The sequence below is a fragment of the Mucilaginibacter sp. Mucisp86 genome, assembly GCF_047324315.1.
GTDB lineage: Bacteria > Bacteroidota > Bacteroidia > Sphingobacteriales > Sphingobacteriaceae > Mucilaginibacter.
This window is the reverse complement of sequence record NZ_CP168503.1, coordinates 2,671,923-2,688,739: the sequence shown is the minus strand read 5'-3', so window position 1 is coordinate 2,688,739 and position 16,817 is coordinate 2,671,923. Positions and strand designations below refer to the sequence as shown.

Annotated in this window: 14 protein-coding genes; 10 read left to right on the top strand and 4 right to left on the bottom strand. The window is 43.5% G+C overall.

Annotated elements, in window-relative coordinates; genetic code table 11:
- Positions 1-139: 139 nt before the first annotated feature.
- From ACEN9X_RS11380 to efp, 6 genes are all read left to right on the top strand, one after another.
- A complete protein-coding gene (locus tag ACEN9X_RS11380; RefSeq protein ID WP_413670483.1) occupies positions 140-1,372 on the top strand; it encodes an HD domain-containing protein in 1,233 nt (410 codons plus the stop codon).
- Between the two features lie 292 nt (positions 1,373-1,664).
- Positions 1,665-2,714, top strand: coding sequence for a UDP-3-O-(3-hydroxymyristoyl)glucosamine N-acyltransferase (lpxD, locus tag ACEN9X_RS11375; RefSeq protein ID WP_413670482.1), 1,050 nt, complete (start codon positions 1,665-1,667; stop codon positions 2,712-2,714).
- Positions 2,715-2,735: 21 nt separating this feature from the next.
- On the top strand, positions 2,736-4,142 hold the full coding sequence (locus tag ACEN9X_RS11370; RefSeq protein WP_413670481.1) for a bifunctional UDP-3-O-[3-hydroxymyristoyl] N-acetylglucosamine deacetylase/3-hydroxyacyl-ACP dehydratase: 1,407 nt from the start codon (positions 2,736-2,738) through the stop codon (positions 4,140-4,142).
- Positions 4,139-4,924 carry an acyl-ACP--UDP-N-acetylglucosamine O-acyltransferase gene (gene lpxA / locus ACEN9X_RS11365; protein ID WP_413670480.1) on the top strand — a complete coding sequence of 262 codons (786 nt, stop codon included), beginning with the start codon at positions 4,139-4,141 and terminating at the stop codon, positions 4,922-4,924. The genes ACEN9X_RS11370 and lpxA overlap by 4 nt, the downstream gene beginning before the upstream one ends.
- Before the next feature lie 150 nt (positions 4,925-5,074).
- Positions 5,075-5,695 (top strand): ATP-binding cassette domain-containing protein, encoded by a 621-nt coding sequence (locus tag ACEN9X_RS11360; protein ID WP_413670479.1) that lies wholly within the window; start codon positions 5,075-5,077, stop codon positions 5,693-5,695.
- Positions 5,696-5,902: 207 nt separating this feature from the next.
- The gene (gene efp, locus ACEN9X_RS11355) at positions 5,903-6,466 is read left to right on the top strand and encodes an elongation factor P (RefSeq protein ID WP_090532660.1); all 564 of its coding nucleotides are present in this window, start codon (positions 5,903-5,905) and stop codon (positions 6,464-6,466) included.
- 82 nt (positions 6,467-6,548) lie between these two features.
- On the opposite strand, the gene ACEN9X_RS11350 is transcribed toward efp, so the two are convergent.
- The 3 genes from ACEN9X_RS11350 to ACEN9X_RS11340 all read right to left on the bottom strand — a co-directional run bounded on the left by ACEN9X_RS11350 (position 6,549) and on the right by ACEN9X_RS11340 (position 10,648).
- Positions 6,549-7,088, bottom strand: a complete 540-nt coding sequence (locus tag ACEN9X_RS11350; RefSeq protein ID WP_413670478.1) for a dihydrofolate reductase family protein — start codon at positions 7,086-7,088, stop codon at positions 6,549-6,551.
- 742 nt (positions 7,089-7,830) lie between these two features.
- Positions 7,831-9,354: a histidine--tRNA ligase gene (hisS, locus tag ACEN9X_RS11345; RefSeq protein ID WP_413670477.1), complete on the bottom strand. Its 1,524-nt coding sequence runs from the start codon at positions 9,352-9,354 to the stop codon at positions 7,831-7,833.
- Between the two features lie 241 nt (positions 9,355-9,595).
- On the bottom strand, positions 9,596-10,648 hold the full coding sequence (locus ACEN9X_RS11340; RefSeq protein ID WP_413670476.1) for a hypothetical protein: 1,053 nt from the start codon (positions 10,646-10,648) through the stop codon (positions 9,596-9,598).
- A 127-nt stretch (positions 10,649-10,775) separates the two neighbouring features.
- Here ACEN9X_RS11340 and ACEN9X_RS11335 point away from each other — a divergent pair, with 127 nt between their 5' ends.
- The 4 genes from ACEN9X_RS11335 to ACEN9X_RS11320 all read left to right on the top strand — a co-directional run bounded on the left by ACEN9X_RS11335 (position 10,776) and on the right by ACEN9X_RS11320 (position 15,002).
- On the top strand, positions 10,776-11,042 hold the full coding sequence (locus ACEN9X_RS11335; protein ID WP_413670475.1) for a hypothetical protein: 267 nt from the start codon (positions 10,776-10,778) through the stop codon (positions 11,040-11,042).
- Positions 11,043-11,803: 761 nt separating this feature from the next.
- Positions 11,804-12,466, top strand: a complete 663-nt coding sequence (locus ACEN9X_RS11330) for a DUF1080 domain-containing protein (RefSeq protein ID WP_413670474.1) — start codon at positions 11,804-11,806, stop codon at positions 12,464-12,466.
- A gap of 131 nt (positions 12,467-12,597) precedes the next feature.
- Positions 12,598-14,334 (top strand): GMC family oxidoreductase, encoded by a 1,737-nt coding sequence (locus ACEN9X_RS11325; protein ID WP_413670473.1) that lies wholly within the window; start codon positions 12,598-12,600, stop codon positions 14,332-14,334.
- 20 nt (positions 14,335-14,354) lie between these two features.
- The gene (locus ACEN9X_RS11320; RefSeq protein WP_413670472.1) at positions 14,355-15,002 is read left to right on the top strand and encodes a gluconate 2-dehydrogenase subunit 3 family protein; all 648 of its coding nucleotides are present in this window, start codon (positions 14,355-14,357) and stop codon (positions 15,000-15,002) included.
- Between the two features lie 117 nt (positions 15,003-15,119).
- On the opposite strand, the gene ACEN9X_RS11315 is transcribed toward ACEN9X_RS11320, so the two are convergent.
- Positions 15,120-16,691 carry an alpha-amylase family glycosyl hydrolase gene (locus ACEN9X_RS11315; RefSeq protein WP_413670471.1) on the bottom strand — a complete coding sequence of 524 codons (1,572 nt, stop codon included), beginning with the start codon at positions 16,689-16,691 and terminating at the stop codon, positions 15,120-15,122.
- Positions 16,692-16,817: the final 126 nt, after the last annotated feature.

The window sequence follows — 16,817 nt, the reverse complement described above, 5'->3', positions numbered from 1 at the left end:
TTCAGACAAGTTCTGATTATGACAGTAAACCCCAAATAGATGCTTTTGTTGTTACACAGTAAAGGTATTAACAAAATTTAACAAACCTGACGCGCTTATTTTACCTTTGTTTTACATTTTTGCACTTACATAAGCAGCATTGAATAAAAAGAAAATAATAAACGACCCGGTTTACGGTTTTATCAGTATCCCAACCGAACTGATATTTGACCTTATATCCCACCCATACTTTCAACGGTTACGCTATATCAAGCAGTTGGGCATGACGCACCTGGTATATCCCGGCGCATTGCATACCCGTTTTCATCATGCTTTGGGTTCCATGTATCTGATGGATACAGCGCTCGAAACATTGCGAAGCAAAGGCCACCAGATCTCAGCCGAAGAAGAAGAAGCGGTTACCATTGCTATATTATTACATGATATTGGCCACGGCCCTTTTTCACATGCCCTCGAAAATACAATTATTGATGGCATTGCCCATGAAGATATTTCTTCAATGCTGATGAATAAGCTTAATGCCCGGTTTGAGGGTAAGCTTACCATGGCCATTGATATTTTTAATGATACTTACCCGCGGAAGTTCCTGCACCAGTTGGTATCCAGTCAGCTGGATATGGACAGGTTGGATTATCTTAACCGCGACAGTTTCTTCACAGGTGTATCTGAAGGGGTGATCAGCTCCGAGCGGATCATTAAAATGCTTAATGTTAAAGATGATCATGTGGTTGTTGATGAAAAGGGCATTTACTCGATAGAGAAATTTTTAATAGCCCGCCGCCTTATGTACTGGCAGGTTTATCTGCATAAAACAGTAATAGCCGGCGAGGAAGTTTTGACCAAGATCTTCAGACGTGGCCGCGAACTGATATCACAGGGCGAAGAATTATTTGCGACCCCAGCCCTGCTGCATTTCTTGAAAAGACGGATCAGCCGTGACGCGTTCATGAATGAAGACCATCACCTGGAAACTTTTGCCTGCCTGGATGATACCGATATTATGGCCTCGGTAAAAGTCTGGGCCTATCATCCCGACCAGGTGCTTTCGCACCTTTGCAAAAACCTGGTGCAGCGCAACTTATTCAGGGTTGATATTACCAACGAATGCCCGGATGAGGTTTTTGTTGAACAGCTCCGCCAAAAAGCAATGCAGAAATATGGGATAACTTATGAAGATGCTGCGGCATATTTTGTATTTACCACTTCCATCCGCAACAATGCTTATAATCAGAACGATGGCAATATTTGTATCTTGATGAAGAACGGACAGGTAAAGGATATTGCTGCTGCCAGCGATAACTCAAACCTAATGGCTTTGGCTAAAACGGTAAAGAAACACATATTGTGTTATAATAAGGAGTTGTTGAATTAGGAAGCCGTTTAAGGTTAACCACTGTTGACGTAGAGACGCATCACATGCGTCTGCCACATGCAAATTAAGAAAGCTAAGCACCTTGAAAAGTCGGCTTATCTTGTGGAAGACGCATGTGATGCGTCTCTACATAAAAATGGTTTTAACAAATAGTAAAACAAAACCAGATATACACCTGCGACAAATGAAGAAATGGTGAAAAATGAAACACTATGACAGTCAAAACTTTTTAACGTGTGTTCATAACTCATTAATAATTTGTTGCTTCAATTTTAACATTTAAATTTGCCCGATGCAATTTACCGCACATGATATAAGTCTACTGCTTAACGGAACTGTTGAGGGCGATGCTGCAGCTACGGTTAGCCAGCTTGCCAAGATAGAAGAAGCGGGAGCCGGCAGTCTTTCTTTTTTGGCCAACCCTAAGTATGAGCAGTTTTTGTATACCACCAATGCCTCAATTGTTATTGTAAATAATGATCAGCAACTAACTGCTCCGGTAAAAGCTACACTGATCAGGGTGGCGAATGCTTATAGTGCATTTACCGTGCTGCTCGAAAAATATAACACATTCAGGCTTGATAAAAAGGGGATTGAGCAGCCAAGCTTTATCCATCCAACGGCGCAGATTGGTGCAGGGGCTTATATCGGCGCGTTTGCTTATATAGGCCAAAATGTAACTATCGGCGATAATTGTAAAATCTACCCTAATGTTAATGTGGGAGACAATGTAACCCTTGGAAACAATGTAACCTTGTTTGCCGGTGCTACGGTTTATTTTGATTGCGTTATCGGGAACAATGTGATAGTACACTCGGGCGCGGTAATAGGCAGCGACGGCTTTGGCTTTGCCCCTAACCCCGATGGCACTTATACCAAAATTGCACAGATTGGTAATGTAATATTGGAGGATGACGTTGAAGTGGGTTCAAATACTACTATTGACAGGGCAACCATGGGGTCGACCATAGTACGTAAAGGAGTAAAGATTGATAACCTGATCCAAATAGCTCATAATGTAGAGATTGGCGCGCATACTGTAATTGCAGCACAATCGGGTATATCGGGCAGTACCAAAATTGGCGAAAGGGTTGTAATTGGTGGCCAGGTTGGTTTTGCCGGGCACCTCAATATCGCCAACGGATCGCAGTTTTCGGCCCAGACAGGAATAAACGGCTCTGTTACAGAAGAGGGTAAGGCATGGGGAGGCTCTCCATATATGCCATATAAAGATTACCTTCGTGCCCACGCTAAGCTGCGAAAGCTGCCGGAGCTTGACCGCAAGGTGTACGAGCTTGAAAAATTGATTGAAGAACTACGTAAAGGCAAGGCAAGCGAATAGCCTTAGCCGGTAAATTTAAATATGAACGTTAAACAAAGAACTATTAAAGCGCCGGTTTCGGTATCAGGAACAGGCTTGCACACCGGACAAAGCGTTACAATGACCTTTAATCCTGCCCCTGAAAACCACGGATATAAATTCAGGAGGGTTGATATTCCCGGTGAGCCAATTATTGATGCCGATGTTGATAATGTAAGCGATACTTCGCGCGGAACATCTATCAGTCAAAACGGTGCTACAGTAAATACTGTTGAACACGTATTGGCAGCCCTGGTTGGCCTTGAAATTGATAACGTGCTGATTGACCTTGATGGCCCCGAAACGCCCATTATGGACGGCAGTTCGATCCAGTTTGTTGACGTAATAACCGAAACAGGTTTTCTTGAGCAGGACGCAGACCGCGAATATTATCATATCCCTTATAACATTCACTACTCTGAACCCGATCGCAAAGTAGAAATGGTTGCCATGCCTTTAGATGACTACCGTTTTACCTGTATGGTTGATTATAACTCGCAGGTATTGGGAAGCCAGCATGCCAGTATTTCAACTATCAGCGAGTTTAAAAAGGAAATTGCTTCATGCCGTACCTTCTGCTTTTTGCATGAGCTTGAAATGCTGTTGAAGCATGACCTTATTAAAGGGGGTGATTTAAACAATGCCATTGTTGTTGTTGATAAAGACGTTGACCAGGAAGAACTTAACCACCTTGCCAAGCTGTTTAACCGAAAGGATATCAATGTTGCGCCACAAGGTATTTTAAATAATATTGAACTTCGCCACCAAAATGAGCCGGCACGTCACAAATTGCTGGATATGATTGGCGATTTGGCACTGGTTGGGGTTCCGCTTAAAGGTCATATCATGGCTGCAAGGCCGGGACACGCAGCTAACGTTGCTTTTGCTAAAAAGATCAAAGCGCTTATCAAAAAAGAAAAAAGCCGTAAGCAGGTAAAAACTTACGACCTGAATGCCAAACCGCTTTTTGACACGGTTGATATCATGAATATGCTGCCACACCGCCAGCCGTTCCTGATGATTGACAAGATCCTTGAATTGAATAAAAACCATGTGGTAGGCTGCAAAAACGTAACTATTAACGAGGAGTTTTTTAAAGGCCACTTCCCGGGCGCGCCAATTTTCCCAGGCGTATTGCAAATTGAAGGTATGGTGCAAACCGGCGGGATCCTGGTATTAAATACCGTACCCGATCCGCAAAATTACCTTACGCTGTTCCTGAAAATTGAGAACGCCCGCTTTAAAAGCAAAGTAGTACCTGGTGATACCATTATTTATATATGCGATCTTACAGCCCCTATCCGTCGTGGTATAGCTACCATGAAAGGCGTGGGTATGGTAGGAGACCGCGTTGTTGTTGAGGCCGAACTGATGGCTCAAATTGTTAAAGTAAAAGAAACAGAAGCATGATCCAGCCATTAGCATACATCCACCCACAGGCCAAAATTGCCGATAATGTGGTGATTGAACCCTTCGTTACCATCCACAAGGATGTTGAAATTGGCGAAGGTACCTGGATCGGCTCCAACTCCGTAATTATGGACGGCGCCAGGATAGGTAAAAACTGCCGTATTTTTCCCGGCGCGGTAGTATCTGCCCCGCCGCAGGATTTAAAGTACAAAGGCGAGCAAAGCACCGTAACCATAGGCGATAACACTACCATACGTGAGTGTGTTACCCTTAACCGTGGTACTGCGCTTGATAAAAACACAACCACCATAGGCAGCAACTGCCTGCTGATGGCTTATGTACACGTAGCACACGATTGTGTTATTGGCGATAACGTTATTGTTGCCAATGCGGTGCAGCTGGCCGGTCACATTACGGTTTATGATTATGCTTTTATCGGCGGTTCATCTGCCGTACACCAGTTTGTTGAGATTGGTGCGCATAGTATGATCTCGGGTGGTTCATTGGTGCGTAAAGACGTGCCTCCGTATACCAAAGCGGGTCGTGAGCCATTGTCATATGTTGGCATCAACTCCGTAGGCTTACGCCGCAGGGGCTTTTCGGCCACTACCATAGCCGAAATCCAGGAGATCTATCGGATCATATTCCTGAAAAAATATAACGTAACCAAAGCGCTCGACATCATCGAGGCCGAGTTTACCCCAAGCGTGGAACGCGATGAGATCATCAACTTCCTGCAAAACTCGCAACGAGGTATCATGAAAGGTTTTGGGAATACCTAAATGGTTGATGGGTTATAGTTCATGGTTCATAGCCGGATGCTTGTTGGCTTGATCTATCACCATGAACTATAATTCCAAAACAGCATACAGCCATAAACTATAAACAGGTTCTTCGGCTATGAACTATGAACCATCAACCATAAGCTCCCTATGATCATCACCCTCCAAAACATCGGCCGCCGCTTTAACCGCGACTGGATTTTTAAAGGGGTGGATTATATCTTTTCTTCCGGTGAATCATACGCCATACTTGGCCCCAACGGTTCCGGGAAATCAACTTTATTACAGGTTTTAAATGGCAGCCTTTCACCTTCTGTTGGCAAAATTGAATTTGCCAATGAAGGCAAACCTGTTGAAATTGAAACCGTTTTTACCTACTTAAGCCTTGCTGCCCCCTATCTTGAGCTGATAGAAGAGTTTACTATGAGCGAAATGATCGATTTTCATTTTAAATTCAAAAGCTTTAAGCCGGGCATAGATAAAGAACAGGTTATTGCACTGCTTAATCTACCCAAAAGCGCCAATAAGCTTATTAAATACTTTTCATCGGGAATGAAGCAGCGCCTTAAGCTTGCGCTTGCTTTTTGCGCCGATACCCCTATGCTTATGCTGGACGAGCCCACCTCCAACCTGGATGCCCAGGGCGTTGACTGGTACTTAAGCCTCGTACAACAATTCGCCGAAGGCCGCCTTACCATTGTATGCTCTAACCAGGAGCATGAGTATGGTTTTTGCAATCATCGGTTGAGTATTGTAGATTATAAGGTTTAGATTTGAGATGTTAGATATGAGATTTGAGACTGAACAAATCGCATACTTATTTCAGTGATCCCGATAAAAAAATCTCAAATCTAACGTCTCAAATCTCATATCTGTTTTATACATAGTTCTTTAAACAGTCGCTATGGCCAGAAAATCTCAAATCTAACGTCTCAAATCTCAAATCAAATTCCTAAGTTTGCGCCTCAATATTATTTTATGGCTAAGGCATCAGATGTTAAAAATGGAAATGTACTTCGCTTCAACGGCGAATTAGTTCAGGTTGAAGAGTTTTTACACCGTACCCCGGGCAACTTACGCGCGTTTTACCAGGCCCGTATGCGCAACGTTAAATCAGGTAAACTGGTTGAATACCGTTTCCGTACAGATGAAGAGGTTGACATAGCCCGCGTTGAAACTAACGATTATCAATACCTGTATGACGAAGGTGATTCATTAGTAGTAATGGACAACACCACATACGATCAGCATAACGTACCAAAAGCATTATTTGGCCCTGCAGTTAAATTCCTGAAAGAAGGCATGAACGTAATTGTTGCCTTTGAAAGCGACGAGCCTATCATGGGTTCTATCCCTGGCTCTGCCGAGTTGGAAATCACCTATACCGAACCGGCTGTAAAAGGTGATACTTCAAGCGGAGCATTGAAAAATGCTACGGTTGAAACCGGCGCAGAGATCCGCGTACCATTATTCATCAACATTGGCGATAAAGTTAAAGTTGATACAGCTACCGGCGCTTACGTTGAGCGTGTAAAAGGTTAGCCCCCCGGCCCCCTGAAGGGGGAGTAAGGGTTTTATTTATAAACAGAGAAGGGGCTGTCTCATAAGTTGAGGCAGCCCTTTTTTATACTACTTCTTCTTGCACTCTTGTATAATGAAGCAAAACCGCACCGCTGGCAAATGGTTTACAACTCACCAGGTTTAACGCTAAGTCGTTTTTTAAAGGGTTAAACGTTCGTTGTCCGTTACCAAGCTCAACAGGGTTTACAAGCAAATAAAACTCATCAACCAGGTCATGTTGAATTAAGGATGATACAAACGAATCTCCTCCATAAACAAGGATGTCTTTACCATTTTCCTTTTTCAAAGTTTCTATTGCTGCCTTGATGTCGCCACTTATAATTGTTGTATTGTCCCATGGGCTTACTTTGAGAGTGTTTGAAAAAACAGCATTTGGAATATCCGCAAAACGCTTTCCAAGCTTATACTCGGCATTATTGGGGTTGTTTGCAATTTCTGTCCAATAGGGAATAAAGCCTTCCGCTGTTTTCCGTCCATGTAAAATGCAGTCCACACTCTTAAGATTGTCGATACTAAAATCAGACATTCCACTGTCCCATTTATTGTTGAGTGCAAGGTTCATTTGTAATTTTAACTTTCTCATGCCGATCTGTTTTAGGATAAATTGATATTCCAAAGTTACAGGCCCGGCGGCTGCAGAAGAAGGCGTGATCACGACATTATACCGTTATAATTGCGACATTTTAGAAGTATTCTTCCCGCGCTCGTTTGCAACAAGTGTTTAACAGCAGTTTGCGTTTAAAATGCGAAGATCGACACAATAGCCCGGCCGCGATAATTATGCGTTTGCAAATCACAAGTGTTGGGAAGAGGAGAACGAGGGCCGAATTGCGCGATTCCCTCCCCCGGGAGGGGTTTTATCGACAGGCTTATCCGCTTAAATAGTGTATAAATCCTTCCCCGCTGCTACGCATTCCAGGCAATCCCCTATTTGCAGAATGGCTATGCAGGGTTCTCTGTACAGTTAGGGATTATCAATACGTATAATTTGTTTTTTTATTGGTATTAAAGAGCTCCCTCAAATCGGTTGTCTTCGTGTCTTATAATGACGTAAATGTAAGCTGTTGATTATTAAGCTTTTTTTAAATTAAGTATGAATATGGGCGTTCCCGTTAGCTAACGGGCCGGGCTTTCCGCTGCAAATCCTCGCCCGGGCCTATGCGCGCGAAGGCCGGGGCGGGCTGTGGGTTTTCCACTGCAATCCCTAACGCGGCCCCTGCACACTACCTTAAAATATATTTTAAACGCCGTTATGATTTTTTTCGGGATTGTCCCGGTGGTTACTCTCAATGACGGGGCAGAGAAGTGGGCGGAAAAACTCCCGGTTAATCCGCTAATCCCCCCAAATCCTGGTTCAGTTTGGCCACAATCTCATCTGCAGTCAGTTTCTCCTGTAGGCCGCTTGTCATGTCTTTAAAGCTTAGTAGCCCCGTTTGCATTTCATCGCCACCCACAACCACTACATAAGGGATGTTTTTGTTGTTGGCGTATTCCATCTGCTTTTTGATTTTAGCGCCTGCCGGGTAAAGTTCGGTGTTGATATTGTTGCGGCGAAGCGCCTGTAATAGAGGTAGACTATAAAACTCGCCTTCTTTATCGAAATTGCATATAAGCACCTGCGTGGTTTGATTGCTGCCGGCCGGGAAAAGGTTTAGTTCTTCCAGTACGTCATAGATCCTGTCGGCCCCAAAGGAGATTCCTGCACCGGTAAGACCTTTTAAGCCAAACATGCCGGTGAGGTCGTCGTAACGTCCGCCGCCACCGATGCTGCCCATATTTACTTCGTTGGTTTTTACTTCGAAGATTGCGCCGGTGTAGTAGTTCAATCCACGGGCAAGCGTAATATCCAGTTCCAACTTGGCAGTTTGCAGCGGACAACGTTCTATATAGCCGAAAACGGTTTCTATTTCATCGCATCCTTTAAGGCCGATCTCTGATTGCGCCAGTGCTTCGCGAAGGCTTGCCAGTTTTTCGGTGTTATTGCCCTCAAGCAGGATGACAGGTTTTAGTTTGTCGATATCGGCATCCGTAAAGCCTTTTTCAAGCAGTTCTTTGATCACGCCATCAAGGCCTATTTTGTCCAGCTTGTCGATGGCTACAGTCAAATCAATGATGTTATCAGCTTTGTCTATAACTTGTGCTATTCCAGATAGTATTTTTCTATTATTGATCTTTATGCTGAAATCTTTTAGGCCAAGCTTGGTTAAAGCCTCGTCGTAGATCATGATAAACTCGGCTTCGTTCAATAATGAGTTTGAGCCAACAACGTCAGCGTCACATTGGTAAAACTCGCGGTAGCGGCCACGCTGTGGCTTATCTGCTCGCCAAACCGGCTGCACCTGGAATCGTTTAAAAGGAAAGGTAATCTCGTTTTGGTGTTGCACTACGTAACGTGCGAAGGGCACGGTCAGATCGTAGCGGAGGGCTTTTTCAGTCAATAATGGAACTAACTCTTTGTCATTTTTATAAAATTCTTCAAATCGCTTATCCCAGATGAATGTTCCTAAAGCTTCTTTATTATCATCGGTGAAATTAGGTTGCGGTTTTCCGTCAACTACATTTGATTCAGTAATGCCAATTTCATAGAGTTTTTTTATTTGAGAATTAACTTTTTCCAAATAGACGTTTATCGGTCCACTGTTTAATATTTTAAAGATTAATTTATCTCCCTCATCTCCATATTTTCCCATTAATGTAGACAAGTTTTCCATAGATGGTGTTTCTATCTGCTGATAGCCATATTTGCGGAAAACAGATTTAATGGTATCGAAAATATAATTGCGCTTCACCATTTCGGCCGGTGAAAAATCGCGGGTGCCTTTGGGTACTGATGGTTTAATGGATGCCATGCGGCAAATGTACAAAAAAGAGGGTTATGCGTGTTGGAGGAACGTCTTTGCGTGTTACTTAGCATGCGAGCCACAAGCCACAGGCTTGCGGCAGCGATTAAAAAAGAAAAGCGGTTTCGCATGCGAAACCGCTTTTCTTTTTTCTCCATCATGTCATTGCGAGGCACAAAGCAATCGCACGGAAGCACGGCCGCTCTATACGGTATGCGATTGCCGCGCTACGCTCGCAATGACATTAAGCTTATCGCCCATGCGTATGAAAGCTCAAGCTGCTGGCAAAACCAATGGTAACATAACCATAGCTGTCTTCAAAAAACTGGTTGTAATCATCCTGTCCGCGATAGCCTCCGCCAATCATGAGGGCAGCATCGGGCATAAACGGAAACTGGTAATAATATTTCAGGCTCACGTTTAAACGTTTCTTAAAATCAAAGCTTGAGTAATTATCATACTTATCAGCAATGTAAGTAAAGTCGAACCGGATACGCTGCCAGTTTTGATAGATCTTTTTGCTTTTATCGGTTGGATCTTCAATGGCTTTGGCAAAGTTATACATGCGGCTGCCGTTAATGCGGATAAAGCCGTAATGGTCTTTCAAACCTTCGGACAAGCCAAGATTAAACAAACCGGCATGAACTTCTAATCCCAGATTATCATAACGGTTAATGATCAGGTCTTTTTTATCAAAGCGTTTACCGCTGTAGTAAGTTAAAGTATAAAAGTTGGTGGTGAACTTGCCGCTATCACGGTTAAAGCTGCCATCGGGATTAAGTGATGGCCCGCGTACCCCGTTTGAGTGGTGCGAGTAACCGAACGAAAAGAATTTGGGATTGTATGTATCCTCGTTGACCCTGAAGTACAACGTACCACCCGGCATAAAGCTTGGCGATTTCACAGGTGCACCTTGAGAGGCCAGCAGACGGATCTTCACCCTTGCGGTAAACACGAAAAAGAAACGTGATTTTGGAGTGCTGAACAAAATAAAGTTAGGCGCCAGATCGGCGGTAAGCTGGGTTTTTACTTTGTTAAAGTAGTCGTTCCCTCCTTCTGATACACGCAGGTTTTGCTCATAAATATGATCGAAAGCCTGGTTAATCAGGCGCTTTTTCATCAATGCGCTATCAGCCAGTGTATCCGCCGGGGTGGTATTACGACTGCCGGCAGTCGCCTTTAAATTATCAGCAGCAATAAAAATAAACAGGGCACAAATTGCTTTTAATGCAAACGCGAATCTGAAACGGGGTGTTGAAGCCGACTCTTTAAAAGCCGGTTCTATAAAATAAAAATTGATCAATGTAGTAAGTATTATTTTACCGATAATGTCTGGGTTGCAGTTAATTATAGTTAACCATATGTGTTAACGTACGGTTAATTATAACGGCGCAATATTACTTATTATAAGCTTTTTTGCAATCGGGCATATGTCAGCATTAAGTAAATGTATCGGTAATCGGCATCTTGTGACATTAGCCGGAAATTATGAACGTTTGCTGGCTGTTGCTGCGGCGCGAACGAATAAGAAATTTTTACACAAATTTTTTCAAATTAATCGAATTACACTAATTTTTAAATTACATAAATTTGAAGTTCGTGTAATTCAATTAATTGTGGCAAGTCGGCAAAATAATTCGTGTGAAAATTTCTTACCTCGATTTGCAAATATCGACCAAGCGGATATGCAGCGTTGACCCGCAGGTCTGGTGCCCGTGACTTAGCTGATGATGTTTATTAAACGCGGGGCTCATTTTGCCCTTTGGGCAAAACAACAGATTTCAATCCGAAATTATGGTGGCGGGATTTTGTCAGTACCGGGCATGATTCATTCCGTTAATATGAAAAAATTAAAAAAAATCTATAAAAATAGCTGAAATATTCACCGTCTCCGTCTCCGCATATGAAACGCTTTTTAATTACTCTTTCAGGTTTTATCTCTTGATAATCAATTGTTTATATGTGCTTGTTGCGTTTTTTAGGTGCTTGATTATCAGGGCGTTTCATGAAAAAGGTGTTCCGCTGTTTCATTCTCAAAAAATGGAACATTACGGCTTTAAAAAGAAAATTACAGCAGGCGGTTTTTCGCTTTTTTATGGGGAATCAAAAAAATGGGACACCCCATTTGTTACAATCGGATGCCCCGGCGCTGTTATCCATCTACCGTAAATTGTCCATTGTAACCAAGCTTTTACCTCTGTTTTCGCAGGCTTATACTTTATTTTTGCGATAATCGTTTTAGCATTGAAAAAAAGCCAATATATTTAGCCCAACCTAAAAAAATGTTCACTTTTTTTGCAATTAAAACGTTTTATCAAAACATGGCACTTAAACAGTTTTACATTATTTAAGTCACATACCTTGTACAAAGCAAAACAATGAAACCAACAGGAGCCGCCACAACCAACCAACGCTATTTAAATGGCGGTTCTGATACTATTAAAAACAATTATAACTTATGAAAAAAATCATGCTTGGCCTTATGGCCATCCCTGCCTTTTGCCTGTCGGTATCGGCTCAAACCAAACTGTTCGACGGGAAAACCACCAACGGCTGGCACACCTACTTAAAAAAAGATGTTGTGGGCTGGAAAGTTGTTGACGGTGCTTTACAACTCGATCCGAAAGCAGCCGAAGGTCATGGCGATTTGGTTACCGACGGCGAATACGAAAACTACGAACTTACCTTAGAGTGGAACATCAGCAAAGAAGGTAACAGCGGTATTATTTTTGGCGTGCATGAAGATCCTCAATTTGACGCAACTTACCTAACTGGCATGGAAATGCAGGTGCTTGATAATAAAGACGCAAGTGACAACAAAAAAGCCAACCACCTTGCCGGCTCATTATATGATATGATTGCCCCTTCAAAAGATGTATGCAAACCGGCCGGCGAATGGAACAAAGTGAAATTGCGCAAAAAAGATGGTCAGATCACTTTCTGGCTTAATGGTACCCAAATCGTTGATGTAAAAATTGGTAGCGACGAATGGAACAAGTTATTGGCTGATAGCAAGTTTAAAAACTGGAAAGGTTTTGCCTCTTATCCTAAAGGCCATATCGCACTGCAGGATCATGGTCACCTGGTTAGCTACCGCAATATCAAATTGAAAGAGCTTTAATATTTTTCATGAACAGGGTGCTTATATAGCACCCTGTTCATATCTTTACCATAACTTAAATTGTGTTTTAACATGCTCCTGGCATGTGTAATTTCCTCTCCCTATAAGAAAGAAGGATACTTTGATATAATATGAGCGATCTGCAAATTAAAAAATCATCAGCCACCTATGATGTGGTGATTGTTGGTTCGGGTGCCGGCGGGGGTATGGCCGGTTACGTTTTGGCCAATGCCGGTATAAAAGTATTAATGCTTGAAGCCGGTGCTTATTTTGACCCTGCTAAAGATTCACAACAATTGAAATGGCCGTGGGAGTCGCCACGCCGTGGTGCGGGTACAACCCGTCCGTTCGGCGATTTTGATGCTGCCTTTGGCGGCTGGGAAATTGATGGCGAGCCTTACACCACCAAAGATAAAACCGAGTTTTTCTGGTTCCGCTCGCGAATGCTGGGTGGCCGTACCAATCACTGGGGCAGGATCTCGTTAAGGATGGGCCCGCGCGATTTTCAGGCCAAAGATGGCCTTACCGACGATTGGCCAATCACCTATGATGACGTAAAACCATACTATGACAAGGTTGACCGCATGATTGGTGTTTACGGTACCAAAGAAGGTTTGGAGAATGAACCGGATGGTATCTTCCTGCCTCCGCCAAAACCAAGACTTAACGAGTTGTACATTGTACAAGGTGCTCAAAAAGCAGGCGTTAAAATTATTCCGGGCCGTGGTTCGGTATTAACAGAAGCTTTACCGGGCAATAAAGATCGTGGCGCCTGTTTCTTCTGCGGACAGTGCGGTCGCAGCTGTAAAGTTTACGGCGACTTCTCTGCATCATCATGTTTGGTGATCCCGGCTATTAAAACAGGTAACTTAAAAGTAATTACTAACGCCATGGTGCGTGAGGTAATTACCAATGCCGAAGGTTTAGCCGTTGGCGTATCGTATATTAATAAAGAGGATTTACAGGAGTACCAGGTTAACGCCAAAACGGTTATCCTTGGTGCAAGTGCGGGCGAATCGGCCAGGATCCTGCTTAACTCAAAATCAGCCCAGCATCCGGGTGGTTTGGCTAACAGCAGCGGTGTTGTTGGTCGTTATCTGCACGACTCTACCGGTTCAAGTGCCGGCGGGTTCCTTCCGCAACTGATGGACCGTAAACGTTACAACGAAGACGGTGTTGGTAGTGTGCACATCTACTCGCCATGGTGGTTAGATAATAAAAAACTGGATTTCCCACGCGGTTATCATATCGAATACGGTGGTGGTTTACACATGCCATCATACGGCTTTAGCGGTGGTATCCAAAATATGAATGGTGTTGTGCCTGGCCGCGACGGTAAAATGAAAGAAGCAGGCGGTTACGGTGCTTCGTTAAAAGATGACTACCGTCGTTTTTATGGTACCCAGTTTGGTATGGCCGGCCGTGGTACTGCCATTGCCCGTTATGATAACTATTGCGAAATAGATCCAAACGTGGTTGATAAATATGGTATCCCGGTGTTGCGTTTCCACTACAAATGGGCTCCTGAAGAAATTAAACAGGCTAAGCACATGCAGGAAACCTTTCAGGAAATTATGCATAACATGGGTGGCGCAATTTATGGCGGTCCGCAAGGTCCTGAAACCAATTACGGTTTGGAAGCCCCGGGTAAGATCATCCACGAAGTTGGTACTATCCGTATGGGTAACGATCCTAAAAAATCGGCCTTAAATAAATGGTGCCAGGCGCATGATTGTAAAAACCTGTTTGTGGTTGACGCCGCTCCATTTGTGCAGCAAGGCGATAAAAACGCAACATGGACAATCCTTGCGTTATCAATGCGTACCGCAGAATACATTATTCAGGAAAGAAAAAAATTAAACGTTTAACAAGCTAACATAACAATTTTATGAACAGACGTGACTCCCTCAAAGCCCTGGGCTTGGGTACACTTTCAGCAGGATTATTACTGGAGGCCTGTAAAACCGATACTAAAAAAGGCGCAGAAGAAACAACCACCGCAGCAGCCGGCGACGAAGTTGGCCGCCAGCCGTTTGAGGTTGAGCGTGACAAGAAATTGCACGCTGATAAGTTTTTCACCACTGCGGAGATGGCAACCATCACCGTGCTGGCAGATATTATTATCCCTAAGGATGATAAATCGGGCAGTGCATCTGACGCCAAGGTTCCTGATTTCATTGAGTTTATTGTAAAAGATATGCCAGATCATCAAACCCCGATGCGCGGTGGTTTGCGCTGGCTCGATCTACAATGTCTTAACCGATTTGGTAAGCCATTTACCGATTGCACCAAAGATCAGCAGATCCAGTTGATAGATATGATTGCCTACCCCAACAAAGCCAAACCAGAAATGGCCCAGGGTGTAGCCTTCTTCAACCGCATGCGGGATCTTACTGCATCAGGCTTTTTTACCAGCGAAATCGGCGTAAAAGATATCGGCTATGCAGGTAACCAACCCGGTAAATGGACTGGTGTACCTGATGATATCCTGAAGCATTACGGAATGGAGAATGTGAAAGCTTCGGCTTCGATGTAAGCCCCTCCCAAACCCTCCCCGAAAGGGAGGGTTTTTTGATCTTGCGCTCGTTACAAACGAGCGCAAGTTTTAGAGCAACTTTTAAAACATTTTAAAGTCTCCCCTACCGGGGGAGATTTAGAGGGGGTGAAGCTCCCACGCCCCTATCCCAAACGCAGGCAAATTAACCGCCAGCTTCTCTCCTTTTATCTCTGGTTTTGCATCTCCAATAATATTAACGGGCTTTCCATTAACATCGATAGTTACCCTCGTTTCTTTGTCTGCCAGATTTATCGCTACAAGTATCATTTGCCCGGCATCTTTTCTCATAAATGTAAAAACATGATCATTATCATTGCTGATAGTTTTATAACGGCCATCAACAAATGCCGGGTTTGCCCTGCGGATAGCGATTATCTGTTTGTAGTAATTCCATAACGAATTGGGATCCTGTTTTTCTTCTTCCAGGGAAATGCCGTCGTTTGGTTTATCGTTATTAAAGCGGTCTTTCCATGGGCCGGTTTGTTTATACCATAAGGCCATGCCTTTGCCTGTATCGCTTTTGTACCATTCAAAAGCTTCCCTGCCGGGGATTTCGTTAGCATCCGTAGCACCAAAATTGGCAGTGGTGCCGGTCATGCCCAACTCCTGGCCGTAGTAAATAGAGGGGATGCCGCCCATTAGCAGGTTAAAAGCACAGCCAACTTTTAGTTTCGCCAAATCGCCTTTAACGGCATAGCTAAAACGGGGCACATCATGGTTTTCAATAAAAACCACCTGCTGCTTACCGGGAGGCAGCATAGCCAGGGTAGAATCGGCATTGGCCAACAGTAGTTTTTTATCAAACGACCGGATAGCAAAGCAAAGCCGCAACCCAAATACCCGGTCAACGCCGCCATGTTCCAGGTATTCGGTGCCGAGGCTAAACCAATTGGCTTGTTCGGCCACTATTTTAATTTTAGGGTTGATGGCCCTTAGTCTAGTGAGCAAGGGGTTCCAGAAAGTATCGAATAAGTGCGGGAGCCTGCCTTTGTTATCCAAATCGTCCATCATATGGTCAAGCCGGAAACCATCTACCCCATCGTCAAATTTACCATCGCCGTTAGGATCTACCCAGTAACTGAACAGTTTGAGGTTGTATGCTTTTGATGCTTCGCTGTTAAGGTTTGCGGTAGTAATTTTTCGGGTTACGCTGTCGTAACCGGTAAGGCTTGTGAGGTTATATACTATGGTTGATGGTTTTTTGTTGTCCTTATCATCCCATAAAATATAATCGCTGTACGGCGATTGGGGATTGCCGAAAGCTTCTTTCCACCAGCGGGAATCCTCTGTAACATATTGGGTTTCCATGTCCATATAAAACTTCATGCCCCGGCGGTGGAGTTCTTTGATCAGTTTAAGATAGTCGGCAAGAGAGCCGTATTTTGGGTCGATCTTTTCAAAATCAATGGCAAAGTAATTATGATAAAAAGCAGATTCATAAAGGGGGGTAACCAAAATAGAGGTTACCCCCAGTTCCTGCAAATAATCAAGCTTTTGGCGGATGCCGTTCAGGTCGCCATGATAATCACCATTACTGTCATAAAAGCTTCGCTGAAATATATGGTAGATAATTTCGTTGTTAGCCTGCGTATTCGGCTTTGCATTAACCCTGGCGAAAATTAATCCAAACGATATGCACATCAGAATAATTAGCTTGTTTGCTTTCATAATAGTTGTAACTGGTGATTAAAGTAACGTAAAGTGTTGATAACTAACAATAACTGTAAGTGTGAAAAAATGGTATATTTTATCCTTTCGAAGATTAAACGCATGGGAAAATCACCAAAAAACAAT

Coding starts and splice junctions, on each gene's coding strand:
- lpxD (WP_413670482.1), top strand. CDS start 1,665: ATGCAATTTACCGCACATGATATAAGTCTACTGCTTAACGGAACTGTT.
- ACEN9X_RS11370 (WP_413670481.1), top strand. CDS start 2,736: ATGAACGTTAAACAAAGAACTATTAAAGCGCCGGTTTCGGTATCAGGA.
- lpxA (WP_413670480.1), top strand. CDS start 4,139: ATGATCCAGCCATTAGCATACATCCACCCACAGGCCAAAATTGCCGAT.
- ACEN9X_RS11360 (WP_413670479.1), top strand. CDS start 5,075: ATGATCATCACCCTCCAAAACATCGGCCGCCGCTTTAACCGCGACTGG.
- efp (WP_090532660.1), top strand. CDS start 5,903: ATGGCTAAGGCATCAGATGTTAAAAATGGAAATGTACTTCGCTTCAAC.
- ACEN9X_RS11350 (WP_413670478.1), bottom strand. CDS start 7,088: ATGAGAAAGTTAAAATTACAAATGAACCTTGCACTCAACAATAAATGG.
- hisS (WP_413670477.1), bottom strand. CDS start 9,354: ATGGCATCCATTAAACCATCAGTACCCAAAGGCACCCGCGATTTTTCA.
- ACEN9X_RS11335 (WP_413670475.1), top strand. CDS start 10,776: ATGTCAGCATTAAGTAAATGTATCGGTAATCGGCATCTTGTGACATTA.
- ACEN9X_RS11330 (WP_413670474.1), top strand. CDS start 11,804: ATGAAAAAAATCATGCTTGGCCTTATGGCCATCCCTGCCTTTTGCCTG.
- ACEN9X_RS11325 (WP_413670473.1), top strand. CDS start 12,598: ATGAGCGATCTGCAAATTAAAAAATCATCAGCCACCTATGATGTGGTG.
- ACEN9X_RS11320 (WP_413670472.1), top strand. CDS start 14,355: ATGAACAGACGTGACTCCCTCAAAGCCCTGGGCTTGGGTACACTTTCA.
- ACEN9X_RS11315 (WP_413670471.1), bottom strand. CDS start 16,691: ATGAAAGCAAACAAGCTAATTATTCTGATGTGCATATCGTTTGGATTA.